General features: G+C 38.5%; 18 protein-coding genes and 1 pseudogene. 5 read left to right on the top strand and 14 right to left on the bottom strand.

Features of this window, described 5'->3' with window-relative positions; translation table 11 throughout:
• The first annotated feature begins 47 nt into the window (after positions 1 to 47).
• Positions 48 to 335 carry a HesB/YadR/YfhF family protein gene (locus FIU87_RS09930; RefSeq protein ID WP_152444446.1) on the top strand — a complete coding sequence of 96 codons (288 nt, stop codon included), beginning with the start codon at positions 48 to 50 and terminating at the stop codon, positions 333 to 335.
• A gap of 31 nt (positions 336 to 366) precedes the next feature.
• Here FIU87_RS09930 and FIU87_RS09925 read toward each other — a convergent pair whose 3' ends face one another.
• The 5 genes from FIU87_RS09925 to FIU87_RS09905 all read right to left on the bottom strand — a co-directional run bounded on the left by FIU87_RS09925 (position 367) and on the right by FIU87_RS09905 (position 1,894).
• Positions 367 to 669: a hypothetical protein gene (locus FIU87_RS09925; RefSeq protein ID WP_152444445.1), complete on the bottom strand. Its 303-nt coding sequence runs from the start codon at positions 667 to 669 to the stop codon at positions 367 to 369.
• A 3-nt stretch (positions 670 to 672) separates the two neighbouring features.
• The gene (locus FIU87_RS09920; protein WP_152444444.1) at positions 673 to 1,098 is read right to left on the bottom strand and encodes an acyl-CoA thioesterase; all 426 of its coding nucleotides are present in this window, start codon (positions 1,096 to 1,098) and stop codon (positions 673 to 675) included.
• A 115-nt stretch (positions 1,099 to 1,213) separates the two neighbouring features.
• Complete coding sequence (gene tlp / locus FIU87_RS09915) at positions 1,214 to 1,456, bottom strand: small acid-soluble spore protein Tlp (RefSeq protein ID WP_152444443.1); 243 nt, start codon at positions 1,454 to 1,456, stop codon at positions 1,214 to 1,216.
• A 92-nt stretch (positions 1,457 to 1,548) separates the two neighbouring features.
• Positions 1,549 to 1,692 carry an acid-soluble spore protein N gene (locus tag FIU87_RS09910; RefSeq protein ID WP_152444442.1) on the bottom strand — a complete coding sequence of 48 codons (144 nt, stop codon included), beginning with the start codon at positions 1,690 to 1,692 and terminating at the stop codon, positions 1,549 to 1,551.
• 67 nt (positions 1,693 to 1,759) lie between these two features.
• Entirely contained in the window at positions 1,760 to 1,894 is a 135-nt protein-coding gene (locus tag FIU87_RS09905; RefSeq protein WP_152444441.1) for an FbpB family small basic protein, read from the bottom strand.
• 233 nt (positions 1,895 to 2,127) lie between these two features.
• Between FIU87_RS09905 and FIU87_RS09900 the strand changes: the two genes are divergently transcribed.
• On the top strand, positions 2,128 to 2,823 hold the full coding sequence (locus FIU87_RS09900) for a DUF1287 domain-containing protein (RefSeq protein ID WP_253905548.1): 696 nt from the start codon (positions 2,128 to 2,130) through the stop codon (positions 2,821 to 2,823).
• Positions 2,824 to 2,853: 30 nt separating this feature from the next.
• Here FIU87_RS09900 and FIU87_RS09895 read toward each other — a convergent pair whose 3' ends face one another.
• Together FIU87_RS09895 and acnA are read right to left on the bottom strand one after the other, a co-directional pair.
• Positions 2,854 to 3,360, bottom strand: a complete 507-nt coding sequence (locus FIU87_RS09895; protein WP_152444440.1) for a TlpA family protein disulfide reductase — start codon at positions 3,358 to 3,360, stop codon at positions 2,854 to 2,856.
• Between the two features lie 558 nt (positions 3,361 to 3,918).
• Positions 3,919 to 6,624: an aconitate hydratase AcnA gene (gene acnA, locus FIU87_RS09890; RefSeq protein ID WP_152444439.1), complete on the bottom strand. Its 2,706-nt coding sequence runs from the start codon at positions 6,622 to 6,624 to the stop codon at positions 3,919 to 3,921.
• 292 nt (positions 6,625 to 6,916) lie between these two features.
• Between acnA and sspO the strand changes: the two genes are divergently transcribed.
• Positions 6,917 to 7,066 (top strand): small acid-soluble spore protein SspO, encoded by a 150-nt coding sequence (sspO, locus tag FIU87_RS09885; protein WP_152444438.1) that lies wholly within the window; start codon positions 6,917 to 6,919, stop codon positions 7,064 to 7,066.
• Positions 7,067 to 7,745: 679 nt separating this feature from the next.
• Here sspO and FIU87_RS09880 read toward each other — a convergent pair.
• Positions 7,746 to 8,006 carry a hypothetical protein gene (locus FIU87_RS09880; RefSeq protein WP_152444437.1) on the bottom strand — a complete coding sequence of 87 codons (261 nt, stop codon included), beginning with the start codon at positions 8,004 to 8,006 and terminating at the stop codon, positions 7,746 to 7,748.
• Positions 8,007 to 8,143: 137 nt separating this feature from the next.
• Here FIU87_RS09880 and FIU87_RS09875 point away from each other — a divergent pair, with 137 nt between their 5' ends.
• The gene (locus FIU87_RS09875; protein WP_172971014.1) at positions 8,144 to 8,290 is read left to right on the top strand and encodes a small acid-soluble spore protein P; all 147 of its coding nucleotides are present in this window, start codon (positions 8,144 to 8,146) and stop codon (positions 8,288 to 8,290) included.
• Positions 8,291 to 8,292: 2 nt separating this feature from the next.
• On the opposite strand, the gene selA is transcribed toward FIU87_RS09875, so the two are convergent.
• Positions 8,293 to 9,672: an L-seryl-tRNA(Sec) selenium transferase gene (gene selA / locus FIU87_RS09870; protein WP_152444436.1), complete on the bottom strand. Its 1,380-nt coding sequence runs from the start codon at positions 9,670 to 9,672 to the stop codon at positions 8,293 to 8,295.
• A 79-nt stretch (positions 9,673 to 9,751) separates the two neighbouring features.
• Positions 9,752 to 9,937: pseudogene (locus FIU87_RS09865) on the bottom strand (Rdx family protein); the annotation flags it as partial.
• 209 nt (positions 9,938 to 10,146) lie between these two features.
• Between FIU87_RS09865 and selD the strand changes: the two are divergent.
• Entirely contained in the window at positions 10,147 to 11,220 is a 1,074-nt protein-coding gene (selD, locus tag FIU87_RS09860; protein WP_253905547.1) for a selenide, water dikinase SelD, read from the top strand.
• Between the two features lie 22 nt (positions 11,221 to 11,242).
• Here selD and selB read toward each other — a convergent pair whose 3' ends face one another.
• The 4 genes from selB to FIU87_RS21015 all read right to left on the bottom strand — a co-directional run bounded on the left by selB (position 11,243) and on the right by FIU87_RS21015 (position 14,186).
• Positions 11,243 to 13,132, bottom strand: coding sequence for a selenocysteine-specific translation elongation factor (gene selB / locus FIU87_RS09855; protein WP_152444433.1), 1,890 nt, complete (start codon positions 13,130 to 13,132; stop codon positions 11,243 to 11,245).
• Positions 13,119 to 13,346 (bottom strand): spore germination protein, encoded by a 228-nt coding sequence (locus tag FIU87_RS09850; RefSeq protein ID WP_152444432.1) that lies wholly within the window; start codon positions 13,344 to 13,346, stop codon positions 13,119 to 13,121. Before FIU87_RS09850 ends, selB begins: the two co-directional genes overlap by 14 nt.
• Before the next feature lie 68 nt (positions 13,347 to 13,414).
• Complete coding sequence (locus FIU87_RS09845) at positions 13,415 to 13,909, bottom strand: hypothetical protein (RefSeq protein ID WP_152444431.1); 495 nt, start codon at positions 13,907 to 13,909, stop codon at positions 13,415 to 13,417.
• A gap of 127 nt (positions 13,910 to 14,036) precedes the next feature.
• A complete protein-coding gene (locus FIU87_RS21015) occupies positions 14,037 to 14,186 on the bottom strand; it encodes a hypothetical protein (protein WP_172971013.1) in 150 nt (49 codons plus the stop codon).
• Between the last annotated feature and the right edge of the window lie 99 nt (positions 14,187 to 14,285).

Genomic DNA, 14,285 nt, shown 5'->3' with positions numbered 1-14,285 from the left:
ATCAAACGTAAAACTTGCTAATTAGAAAAAAGGAGTTGCTGCATGTAATGGATATGACTATGTCTGATCAAGCATTTGAATGGTATAAAAAGGAACTAGATTTAAAAAGTGGCGATCAAATAAAATTTCATGTGCGTTATGGAGGCTGCAGCACTGTTCAAAAAGGCTTTTCTTTAGGAATTGTAAAGGAAAACCCTGATCAACCTGCTGCACAGATTGAAAAAGAAGGCATCACCTTTTTTGTGGAAGACAAAGAGGCATGGTATTTTGATGGTCATGACCTTCACATTAATTTTAACGAAGAGTTAAATGAACCAACCTTTGATTATGAATAAAAAAGAAGTGGGCATCGTACCCACTTCTTTTTTATTGCTTCAAAAACCTTTCAATCTGGTCCCATTGTCCTTCGTGTTTTAATACTTCAAGCTGGGTGTCGCCAATTAAATCAAAATGTGGAAATTCGGATCGATTGTGAATCCATTGCTCTTTTAAGCCATATTTCTTTCCCCATTTTACAAGCTTCTGTAAATCCAGACAGCCTGCCTTCGTAACTGTGGTAATCCCCTTAAATCTTGGGTGTATCCAATAGTGAGTAATAAATGCCATTTCTCCAGCACTCACTTTTCTTTTCCACTCTTGAAGTTCTTCACGTTTTATACCAAATGCCATCGTTTACTCACCTTGTTTTTTTGCATTTTCATAAGCTATGTGCCATTCCGGATATTTTTTTCTAATGATAATTGGTTTAAAGTTGTCTTTTTTCACACAAACATGTGATGAAAATCCAATTAATGCAACTTCTCCTGAAGGTGTTAGTATTTCATACCCATAAACTACTCGAAATCCGTCGTAGGTTTCTATCCAAGTATGAATAGTGGCACTCTCCCCATATCTAAGCGGCTTTTTATATGTAACATTGATATCAATAACTGGCGAAATGATACCGTCTCGCTCCATTTCTGCGTAGGAAAAACCTAATTCTTTAATCAGCTGCGTACGGCCTAGCTCCATCCAAACTAGGTAATTCGCATGATAAACAACTCCCATTTGGTCTGTTTCTGCATAGCGAACTTCTATTTCTTTTTTTGATACCAACATTGCTGTTCCCCCATTTGCTTAAATGTCATGTGCCTATCATAACATAGGAGAATATTTTGCCATATTATTTGTGCTTACAAAAAGGTGAGTACATGATGTACCCACCCGAGTTTTATTATTTGTAACTGTTTTTGCGAGAGCTTGCCTCATCCTGGATTTCAGAACGAAAGGCAGCGATACTTTCTTCGCGACGATGATTTTTTGCTTCAATCTTCGCTCTTTCTTCTTCTGTGGCAAATTGCATAGAATCCTGTGCTTCTTCAATATTCTCAATGGTGTTTTGCACCATGCTTTGTAGCTTCTCGACATTATCACTTCGGTCATCAGGGTTTGCTCGGTATTGTTTGTTTTCTTCCATAAATAAACGCCTCCCTAAAGAAATGAAAGTTACTACAAAGGTTATTGTTTGCACCTTTTAACAAAAAAACTCTTGAAAAACTTGGAGAAGGATTATTCTCCTTTGGTTTGTATTACTTGAGCATGCTTGCCCGAATTATCTTGCATCTGTTTGCCTTTATTTCCACCCGCTTCTTGCGGCTGTGTACCAATGTGATTTGGCATAAAGTGCTTTCGGCTGCCTTTTGGATTACTCATAGAAACATCCCTCCTACCTTTACTATTTGAAGGTGGAGGGATGTTCATAACAAGAAATTATTGAAAATTATTCGGCGGCTTTGTTTATCATTCTTTGCTCTAGTCGGTCTTCAATCTTTTTAAGCGCTTCTTGGTCTTTTAACAAATTTTGCTTGTTTTCCAAGACAAGTTCCTCAAAAGAACGTTTTCTTATTCTTCTCATAATATCACCTACTTATATTTTATTGTAATAGTATTAATGTCCAAAATACTTAAAAATTATGATAATTTTTTTACAGAAAAATTAGAAAGTGATGAGAATAGTGTGTTTTCTCGTTGTAGAGGAGTGATGAGAAGCGTAACCTTAAAAAATTTATACCCTTTTCATACAGAGAATGAAACTATTTACGTCCAATAATCGTTATAGTATATATTGGAAAAACGAGGTGGCGGACGTTGAAACGAAAGCGCTATAAATTTTTTGGTATTCTCCTTATCGTTGTTATCATTTTTATTTTTGGCTTTAGAGATGGCATCATGATTGATTTTCTGGGTTTTCATCTCGATTTGCCTTTTACTCAAGAATTAAATATTCCATTAGAAGTGTCAGAAGAGGATAAAAATAAAAACGGAATTGCAGATCCCATTGATATAGTAAATGCTGCTCGTAAAGAGGTGGAACAGCGAACAAACTATAAAAGCGTTTATTATGCAGGAGGTTATCCACCTGATTTCGAGGGTGTTTGTACAGATGTTATTTGGAGAGGACTTATGGGTGCAGGTATAAATTTAAAGGATTTAATGGATAAGGATATCGCTAAACACACGAAGCACTATCCACGTGTCGGCGGAAATCCAGATCCTAATATAGATTTTCGTCGTGTGCCAAATCAAGATGTTTTTTTCAAGCGCAATGCTACTTCATTACCATTAGAGGTAATAAAAGGAGATGTAGAAAATTTAAAAGAGTGGCAGGCAGGTGACATCGTTGTATTCTTAGGAGGGAAGCTAGATCATGTTGGGATTGTCTCTGATAAACGAACAAAGGATGGCATCCCTTACATCATCCATAATACATATCCCCATGCTTCTGAAATTAAGTTAACGTCGTTTAATTCCCCCATAACTGGTCATTATCGTTGGAATTATTAGAATGAAAAAGGAGTCCATTAAAAGGAATCCTTAGTTCATTTTATTTATTTGTTCTTCCATTAGTTCGTAAGTCATCGGACCGAGATGTTGATAGGAAATGACACCTTTTGAATCAATAAAGAATGTGGAAGGCATCGTCATCACTTGATAGTGTCTAAACACTCCTTCTTCATCGAGCAGAATTGGGAAAGTATAGCCACCTTCCTCCACATACTCCTTGATTGTATCAAGCCCTGATTCTCTATCCGTTAAGTTTACAGCTAACATAATGACATCTTCATTCTCTTCATGATATTTCTGCATCTCAGGCATTTCAGCGCGACACGGACCACACCAGGTTGCCCAAAAATTTACGATTACCTTTTTCCCTTCAAAATCAGATAGTTTGGCTGAGCCCCCATCTAATGTAGCTAGTTCAAAGTCTTTTGCTTTATCACCCGCTTTAGTACCAACAGCTGGTTCTTTATCCGAGAATACTTGAAATAATGCAAACCCAGAAAGAATAACTAAAAAGGCTATTGCTATGATTTTTTTCATTAAGAATTACCACCCTTTACAATACAGTCATGATGCCAAAGTATGACAGTAGTAAAATTGCGATACTTGGCAATAAAATTATTGCAGATAACTTCCTATGTATGGTTGATTGATGTAATTTCCAAATTAAAAATCCGAAAGTTACAATGCTGGCAACATATATCCCTTTGCTACCACCTGTTAAAAAAAGCACTCCATATGGGTTTGTCCAAAGAATAGAAGGTCTAAATAGAATGATACTAAATTTAAATATAAGAATCCACAATAGTAGTCCAGACGTTAAATACCCTTCGATTTCTTTTAGTACCTTTGAATTTCTTATAAGAAGTACTGATATATATAAATATGAAAGCAGACAAGAAAAAAGAAGTACGAGATATGACTTCTTGATTAAAAGCGGACCAAATTGTATGGCATCCATGTGACTCTCCTTTATTGCTAATTACTTTTATTAAATCATAATTAACACCTTTCCCACTAACTCCTTTTGTCTATTTTATAACATTTTAATTATCACATAAAAAAGCTGACCATTTAGGCCAGCTTTTTTTGTAATTGTTATGCTTTTAGTTTATCACGCAATACCATGCGAAGGATTCCGCCGTGGCGGTAGTAGTCTATTTCTACTTCGCTATCAAAACGAACAAGCGCTTCAAATTCTTTTTTGTTGCCTTCTTCATCAGTGGCTGTTACTTTTACAAAGTCACGTGGTCTAACAGTTTCATCCACTTCAACATCGAACGTTTCTTTACCATTTAAACCAAGTACTTCAGCGTTTTCGCCATCTTTGAATTGTAGAGGCAGAACTCCCATAAGTACCAGGTTACTACGGTGAATTCTTTCGAAGCTTTCCGCGATTACCGTTTTAATTCCTAGTAGGTTTGTACCTTTTGCAGCCCAGTCACGGGAGCTTCCCATACCGTAATCTTTACCAGCGATGACCATTAATCCTGTTCCATCTTCTTTGTACTTCATGCACGCATCATAGATGGACATGACGTCACCAGTTGGCCAGTAAGTCGTCCAGCCGCCCTCTGTACCTGGTGCGACCTGATTTCGAATACGGATGTTTGCAAATGTCCCACGCATCATAACTTCGTGGTTACCACGACGAGAGCCATATGAGTTAAACTCACGAGGAGTTACCCCATTTGCTTGCAGATATTTACCTGCTGGCGTGTCTTTTCCAATAGAACCAGCTGGTGAAATGTGGTCAGTTGTTACAGAGTCACCAAATTTACCAACTACACGTAGTGCGGAAAGTGGCTCCACTGTTCCAGCATCCGGCGTTAACCCTTCAAAGAATGGTGGGTTTTGGATGTAAGTAGAGTCATTATCCCAGTTGTACAGTGCTTCATCAGAAGTTTCAATTTGGTTCCAACGCTCATTGTCATCAAATACTCTTTCGTACTCTCTACGGAATAGCTCAGGAGTAACAGTAGCTTTCACTACTTCTTTCACTTCGTCCATGGACGGCCAGATGTCGTTAAAGTAAACATCTTTTCCGTCCTTGCCTTTTCCGATTACATCGTTTTGCAAGTCGATATCAACGTTTCCTGCAAGTGCATATGCCACAACTAGTGGTGGAGATGCTAGGTAGTTACCTTTTACAAGTGGATGGATACGCCCTTCAAAGTTACGGTTACCAGAAAGAACAGATGTAACAAGCAGGTCATTTGCTGCTACAGCTTCTTCAATTTCATCTGCTAACGGACCGGAGTTACCGATACATGTAGCACAGCCGTAACCAACAATATTGAATCCTAATTGATCCAAGTATGGTTGTAAGCCAGAGTCATGAAGATAACCTGTCACTACTTTTGATCCTGGTGCTAATGATGTTTTTACAAAGCTTGGTACTTCAATACCCAATTCCACTGCTTTTTTCGCGACAAGACCTGCAGCAATTAACACGTATGGGTTCGATGTATTTGTACAGGAAGTAATTGATGCAATTGCGATAGAACCAGTTTTCATGGTAGTTTTTTCGCCAGATGCAAGGGTCACTTCTACTTCTTTCGAGATGTCAGTTGGCGTCATTCCGTAGCCTTGGTTTCCTTGAGGAGCAACTAACGCATTGCGGAATGTCTCCTGCATCATGGAAAGAGGTACAAGGTCTTGCGGACGCTTTGGACCAGAAAGGTTTGGCTCAATTGCTGCAAGATCAATTTCCACTACATCCGTGTAAATTGGATCTGCATCAGGTGAGAAGAATAGTCCGTTTGCTTTGCAGTATTCTTCTACAAGCTTAATTTGTTCTTCCGGACGACCTGTTAAGCGCATGTAGTCAAGGGACTCATCATCAATTGGGAAAAATCCACAGGTTGCGCCGTATTCAGGAGCCATGTTTGCAATCGTCGCACGATCTGCAAGTGGCAGCTCAGATACACCAGGACCGAAGAATTCAACAAATTTACCAACTACACCGTGTTTACGCAGTACTTGCGTTACTTTAAGCGCTAAGTCAGTAGCTGTTGTACCGTTCGGTAGAGCTCCTGTTAATTTAACTCCTACAACCTCTGGTACTGGGAAGTATGAAGGCTGGCCAAGCATGCCTGCTTCTGCTTCAATACCACCAACACCCCATCCAAGAACACCAATACCATTAATCATGGTGGTATGGGAATCGGTTCCAACTAGAGTATCAGGGAATGCTATAGTTTCGCCATTCTCTTCCACCGCTTGCACCACGTTCGCTAAATACTCCAAGTTAACCTGGTGAACGATACCAGTTGCTGGAGGAACCGCTCGGTAGTTGTCAAAGGAATTTTTCGCCCAGCTTAGGAATTTGTAACGCTCAGCATTACGTTCAAACTCTAATTTCATGTTGAAGTCTAAAGAGTCTGCTGTACCAGCTTTATCAACCTGTACAGAGTGGTCAATAACTAGATCCACTGGAATTTCAGGGTTGATTTTTTGTGGGTCTCCACCAACATCCGCCATTGCTTTACGTAATGATGCAAGGTCCACTACTGCTGGAACACCAGTGAAGTCTTGAAGAATAACACGAGAAGGCTTGAATGGTACATCCACGTCCTTTTGCTCGTCTGTTCCCCATTTTGCTAAATTCTCAACGTGTTCTTTTGTGATTACACGACCGTCTACTTGACGCAGAACGGATTCTAACAATACTTTAATGGAATATGGTAAGCGTGATACGTTACCAACGTTTGCTTTTTCAAGCGCTTGCAAAGAATAGTAATGATACGTTTTGCCGTTGACATCAAAAGATGAACGGGCATTAAAAACATCTTGCTTCGTCATATGTATTACCCCCTACTCATAGTTTAATAGGACTTCGCTATGAACAATTTTAGGCATTGAAAAACATGCTTTCCTTTCAATGGAAAGCGTTTGCGAATGTTTTTCTTTGAGACAATTTTCGAGTTGTTTCTCCCACCATTTAGTCCTCACGATATTATCTTAATACAACATTTATCATAAGTAAATATCAATAAAGTTATCGTATCACATAAGTTTCCCTTATCTTTTGTAATATTCCACAAATACATGGGAATGAAACATACGGCAAAACTAGTAATGGAGGTGAAACACAATGGCAAAAAGAAAAGCAAACCATGTTATATCAGGTATGAATGTTGCCAAGGCACAAGGTCGTGGTGCTGGCTATAATGAAGAATTTGCAAATGAGCCACTAACGGAGGCTCAAAAGCAAAATAATAAAAAACGCAAGAAAAACCAATAGCAAGTTCCTTTACAACAAAGCGGCCAAAGAATATCTTTGGCTGCTGAAATTCCTTGTATTTTCACATATGAAAGGCCGTTTTCGCAAATTTTGTTACTACTGCGTATAGTTAAGCAACACGTAATTAACGTTGCTGTCGTGCTCTTTTCGTGGAGGAAGTTTTAAATATGTGGCAACTTTTCTTCGAGTAATGAATGAAAAAGTCTTACAGCCGACTTTTTCCAGGTTTATAGCAACAATCTTTTTGAAAAGAGCTTATGAAAAGGCTGTTTTCGCAAATTTTGTTGCTACTGCGTATAGTTAAGCAACACGTAATTAACGTTGCTGTCGTGCTCTTTTCGTGGAGGAAGTTTTAAATATGTGGCAACTTTTCTTCGAGTAATGAATGAAAAAGTCTTAAAGCCGACTTTTTCCAGTTTTATAGCAACAATCTTTTAGAAAAGAGCTTATGAAAAGGCTGTTTTCGCAAATTTTGTTACTACTGCGTATAGTTAAGCAACACGTAATTAACGTTGCTGTCGTGCTCTTTTCGTGGAGGAAGTTTTAAATATGTGGCAACTTTTCTTCGAGTAATGAATGAAAAAGTCTTAAAGCCGACTTTTTCCAGGTTTATAGCAACAATCTTTTAGAAAAGAGCTTATGAAAAACCACCTACCTTAACGACAGGTGGCTCTTTAGTTTATTGCTCTCCATTTCCTTGCTGAATCATTCTTTGTAAATCCTGCTGAAACTGCTGCAATTGCGGCCTTTGTGTTTCAGAGGCGACTTCAAGCGCATTATTGATTTGTTCTAATGCTTCATTCACTTCATTTTCAAGCCGTTTAAAATCATGTCCATAAGACGGATCGTTCTTGACAATGGAATGATAAACATCCATTGCTTGTTCTGTTCCTTGCTGTGCAGCCTGGAACGCTTGTTGTTTGTCTTTGTGGTATGGCATATGGTTTCGCTCCTTTATTCAATCATTCCAATATAATCGCTCTACCTATACTCACCATTATTGCAGAAAAATATACCTTTACATGGACAGCATAAACAGTTATCCATTTCAAACACTATACGTAAAGGAGGAGATACATGATGAACAAAAACAGCCACAAAGATATGGTAAGAAACCAACCGAAAGACAATCAATCTGGGCAGCCTGCACCTTTAAGCGGTTCTCATAAAGTAAAAAATCAAAAACATTCTAGGCAAAAACACAATTCAAGCCACGATATGTAAGGCTAAATTTGTTGAAAAGCTTTAATCAACTGTGGAATCTCTGATGAAGTAATCGTTCTAAAATCAAGGAGAACCTGTTCATCTTGAATACGAACGATTACTTTTGGGGTTCCCATTCTTAAACAATCGGCTATTTCTTTTGAGCTTAATCTGTCAGATGTGACACCAACTGCATAGGAAGGTAGAGAAACATCAGGCATCGTCCCCCCTCCTACCATGGACGTTGTCGGCTCTAGAGTCCAATTGAACGTAAGTTCCTCTACTAGAGAAAGAAAGGTTTCTGCTTTTTCTTTTACCTCTTCTTGGCTTAAAAGCATGTCTCTAATGGTAGGAATAGTTTCCGCTTGATTTGTCGCATATGCCTGAAGAGTTGCTTCCAATCCAGCAAAGCTCATCTTATCTACACGAAGAACACGGGCAAGTTGATGCTTTTTAAGTTGATCGATATACTCTTTTCTTCCTGCAATAATCCCAGCTTGTGGACCACCGAGTAGCTTGTCTCCACTAAAAGAAACAAGGTCCACTCCTGATGCTATCACCCTCTGAACAACAGGTTCATCGCCAATTCCCTTTTTCGTAAAGTCATACAGAACACCACTACCCAAATCTTCGTAAACAATAATGTCATCTTGTATATTTTTTAAAGAAACTAATTCGTCCGTTGACACGGTTTTGGTGAATCCTATCGTTTTAAAATTACTTGTATGTACCTTTAAAAGCATAGCCGTATTTTCATTAATAGCTTCCTGATAATCAGTTAAATGAGTCTTATTAGTGGTCCCAACTTCCTTAAGTATCGCCCCGCTCTCTTCCATAATGGAGGAAATACGAAAAGAGCCACCAATTTCGACAAGCTGTCCTCTAGAGACAATAATTTCTTTATTTTTCCCAAACGCATGAAGGATAAAATAAACAGCAGCAGCATTATTATTTACGACAATCGCGGCCTCTGCACCTGTGACTTCTTTAATAAGATCCTCCACAATGTCATGTCTCGAGCCACGAATTCCACTATCAAGATTATATTCGAGGTTGGAGTAATTGGACGCAACTTCTTCCATCCGCTTAATGGCTTCTCTGCTTAATCTTGCTCTTCCAAGGTTCGTATGTAAAATGGTGCCTGTAGCATTGATAACAGACTGTAGGCGATAACTCATTTTCTTTTTCAACAAGCTCTCTACCCTATTTACTATTTCTTCCTCCATATTGCTGTTGTGCCATTGATCTAACAAAATTTCGTTTCTTAGCGTTTGAATACACTGTCTCATGACATTGGTAACAAACTCCTGATCGACATTGTATTTTTTCTTCCATCGTACAAATGCAGAATGAGTTTGTAATTCATGAATGGATGGGATACTGCGTAAAAGTTGTTGCTTCAAAAACTCACCCTCTCTCCCTCTTTCGTATCATTACTATATCGTGATAGAAAGCAGAAAAGAAGGGGCAGCCCCTCCTCTTCTACTTTCCTTCCAATTGTGCAATAATGTCTTCCGCATTTGGGAAAACACCTGTTTCTAATTTGGAATAGAACGGTTCTCCATTCACGGAAACCTCAAATCTTCCACCTGAACTAGGAATCAGTTCCATGGAAGTAATGTTCGTCCGAAAATGGCTGAAAAGTGATTCCGCGAAACTCGCGGCTTTTGGCGCGTAGTTTCACTGCATGCAAAATTCAATGGATACTTTAAAGTTGTTCATGTTTTTTCCTCCTAAAAAGCATGTTAGTTACTACGATGACCAAATAATTCCTTAGTCATTACTTCTATTGTAGTACAAGCATTAGTTTTTCGCAAAAATCAAAATTTTTATGACTGGAAATCATTTTTTTCAGCGAATATACTAGTGAAGAGGAGGTGGTATTTGTGAGTAAGCATGAGAAAATCCGCTTAACATCCTTATCTACGAAAGCTGGCTGAGGCTGCAAACTTGGTCCTAGTGACCTCGCGCAAGTTTTGCGTGATTTACCACAAAACATTCATGACCCGAATCTTTTAGTGGGGTATCAGACGTCTGATGATGCTGGAGTGTATCGAATCACAGATGAAATTGCGATGATTCAAACCCTCGACTATTTTACTCCAGTTGTCGATGACCCTTATATGTTTGGACAAATCGCAGCTGCTAATGCTTTAAGTGATGTTTATGCAATGGGGGGTACCCCGAAAACAGCTTTAAACATTGTCGGATATCCTATAAAAGAATTAGGACCAGAAATTCTTAATCAAATTCTCTCAGGTGCCATTGATAAGGTGAAAGAAGCAGGTGCCGTGATTGTTGGTGGCCATTCCATTGATGACCAAGAGCCAAAATTCGGATTATCTGTGACAGGATTTATCCATCCTGATCGTATTTGGAAAAATGTTGGAGCAATCCCTGGCGATGTCCTTGTATTAACAAAACCAATTGGAGTTGGAATTCTTACAACTGCAATCAAAAGGGAAAAAGCAAGTCCTGAACAAGAAAAAGAAGTGACTAGCATCATGAGTATGCTAAATAAAGAAGCGGCTCTGGTTCTTCAAGATTTCCATCCAAATGCAGTGACGGATGTAACCGGATTTGGCTTGTTAGGGCATGCTTTTGAAATGGCTTTAGGCAGTAATGTGAGCTTTATGATGTATTCAGAAGCAATACCTGTTCTCTCAGGTACATATGACCTCGCAAATGAAGGTATCATCCCAGGTGGATCTAAATCTAATCACCAATGGCTACTTCCTTTTGTTCATTATGAAGAAGCTTTGACGATTTCTGAACAACTGGTGCTCTGTGACGCTATTACATCCGGAGGGTTATTAGTTAGCATGCCGGAAAAAGATGCTCATTTGTACGTAAAAGAATTGAATAAACGGAACATACACTCTGCCATCATTGGGCAGGTGGTTGAGAAAAAAGAAAAAGCAATCACAGTGAAAAAACAACACGCCAACTAGGTTAACTAGATGGCGTGTTGTTTTATTCCCTCCAATACCGCTCAGACTCTATTCTTTTTGTATAGCCTAATCGATCCAAAAGTTCTACAAATGGAATAAGGTATTTTCTTGATAAGGAGAAGGTCTCTTTTATATCGTTTAGCTCCATTTTTTCTGTATAGATGCTCTTTAGTTTTCTGACGGCTTCGTGTAAGGCATTTCGATGGATCAGATGCTTTTCATCCAATTCATAGGCCATCGACTGTGATACTAAGAAATATCGGAGTTCGTTTATGTGCAAGTCGGGCAGACCAGCTTTTTGTGCGTGCTCTAAAAAAGGCTGAGGAGTAAGCTTGTCCTCCTCCACAGCTCCGACCACCTGCTCCATTCTTTTTTTCCAAGCTACAGGATATCCGGGTTGATGCGGTGTAAGATGCAATAAACTTTCCCTTTGCTCTAATTGCTTCTTTTCTATCAGGCATCGCAATACATACTGTCCCAAGTCCTTGCTTTCATCCCCCATTGTCGCCATAAGTAACTCTGCTTTTGGTGCACCAACACGCATAGGATATCGCTCATGATAATGGTTTAAATAGTCGATAACCTGTTCCTCAAAACTAGAAATAATATCAATAAATGAATACTTACCATTATTGATTTCTACTAATTTTTCTTCTTTAATAAGAAATTGACATTCTTCTAAAGAAACCCCTGTTTCTTGAAAAATTTCTTCTTTATGTACAACCGCTCTTTTACTGAACAATTGTTGAACCCTTTCTTCTGGCGTTCCTTCTTTGATGCTAGTAAGCTTTTGAATGGTCACTTCACCAAATCTGTACTTTGATCCATTTGGCTGTATGACCCAGCCACCTCCAATTGTTTCTGCTGGGGAGGGTCTCCTTAAGATAAAACGGTCACCCCGTTTGGCTGTGATTTTTTCATCTAACCGAATTTGGCATAGTACTTCTTGGTGATCATTTTCTTGAAATTCATTTCTGTCAAAAAAGACAATTCGTCCCATCACTTCTGCTGTACCTATATGTATTTTTATAGAACTTCTCTGTTTAATGGGGGCAGATAGACTTTTCATAAATTCTACTGAAACATCAATGGTGTCTGTCGCTTCATAAGCGTTTGGCGTTGCTAAAACATCTCCACGAGCAATTCTGTCTTTTCCCACATTAGGAAGATTCATTGCTACCCGTTGACCTGCACTTGCAGATTGGACAGTATGATTATGTACTTGAAGGTGACGAACCCTCACAGGAATTCTTTCAGGTAGCACCTCTAACTCCTGGTCTAGTGATATGCTCCCTTCTTCAATGGTACCTCTCACAATCGTGCCTTGCCCCTTTAACGAGAAAACCTGGTCCACGGCTAGACGGAAAGGGCCCTGAATCGAACGCTGAGCGAAATCCTCTAATTGTGAAGATATCAATTTTTTCAACCTATCGATTCCTTCATTTTTAGTACTATTTACGAACACAACGGGAGAGTGCTGAAATACAGTCCCTTCTAACTCATCCACAATTTCCTCTTCTACTAATTCAAGCATTTCTTCTTCCACTAAATCTTTTTTGGTAATAGCAATAATTCCATTCTTTATTTGCAAGTATTTAATGATTGCTAAATGCTCTTTTGTCTGCGGCATCACACCTTCGTCTGCTGCAACGACAAGAATAACTAAATCAATTCCTGACACTCCTGCTATCATTTGTCGAATAAAACGTTCATGTCCAGGTACATCAATAATGGATAATTGCGTTTTATGATCCAATAAAAAAGGAGCAAATCCAAGTTCAATGGATATTCCCCTTTCCTTTTCTTCTTTTAGCCGATCCGTCTCCACACCGGTTAAAGCCTTAGTTAACGTTGTTTTTCCATGATCAATATGGCCTGCCATTCCAATAGTAAAATGCTTAGTCAAATCCATCACCTATTTCGTCTATTACTTTTACATGTTTTTTTCCACATATATTTACAATACTAATTTTCGTACTTGTTTTGATGCACTTACCTAAATTGCCTGATCCTGATCCTGTTACCCCTTTTTCTACCGTAATTGGACAAGCCTTAAAAATATTTCCGAAATTGACTACACCACCATTTACATTTTCAATGATGACTTTTTTTATAATACATGCCATACAAACCACTCCTTTTTCTTAGCGTATGAAGGCATGTTTTTGCTTGTATAGGTGGACGTCCCAAAAGACTAATCTTTTCGGTAGTACTGTCGTAAAAATTGTTGCCAGTCTTCCTCTGTCCAAGCTCTTCCTTTATTTTGCTGTATAAAATCCTTTTTCCATTGTCTTTTCCGGTGAGAAACTTCATTTGCTTGAATACTGCTTTGATTGAGGCTTTTTGCTCTAATATCATCCCAAACCGGCATGCGCTCATCAGGAAGTCTGGACTGATAGGAATGAAGAATATTTCTTATCATTAGAAGGAAAAGGATGCTGCACAATAGAACTTTCACTAATGTCCCTAATGGTAAGAAGATCACGATAACCATGCCAATAAGCAGCGAGAAAAGGAGTGTTTTTTTTGTTCTTTTTATGAACATCTTGTTTGAGGAGGTGCTGTTACTCCATTTCTGGTTGTAATTTCTTTCTATCTCACAATCCACACAATAGAGATGGATTTTTTGCTCCTCATGGTAATAGCGTTCTTCTAGCCTTTTTTTGTGTTTAGTACAATATAAATCCAAGCTTGTCCTCCAAATTGCTGACTTTTTTTTATTATAGCAATGCAAAGAAAAAAACGCATCCTCATACGGATACGCTTTTCAATCCATCTTTTATGTAATACTACAAAAAAGAAATGGCACTTCAAGATTACATATTAATTTTGATAGGATTCACAAGTGCTGGTAAGCTTTCTGTTTGATCGGAAACATTTACTTCTATCACTTTAAAACCACTCGTATAAGCTTCCAATTTTAAATCCAACTCTTTTGCATTCTCTTTCACAAACATCTCTTTCATCCTTTTTCTTCCCTTCCAATTATAATCACACAATAGAAAGTATATGCAGGAGGAAGGAAAAGGTGACTGGAAAAATAAGATATTTTTAAGCCAAGATTA

The organism is Bacillus sp. THAF10, from assembly GCF_009363695.1.
In the GTDB taxonomy this organism is placed as follows: Bacteria; Bacillota; Bacilli; order Bacillales; family Bacillaceae_I; genus Sutcliffiella_A.
This window is presented reverse-complemented; position numbering and strand designations above follow the sequence as displayed.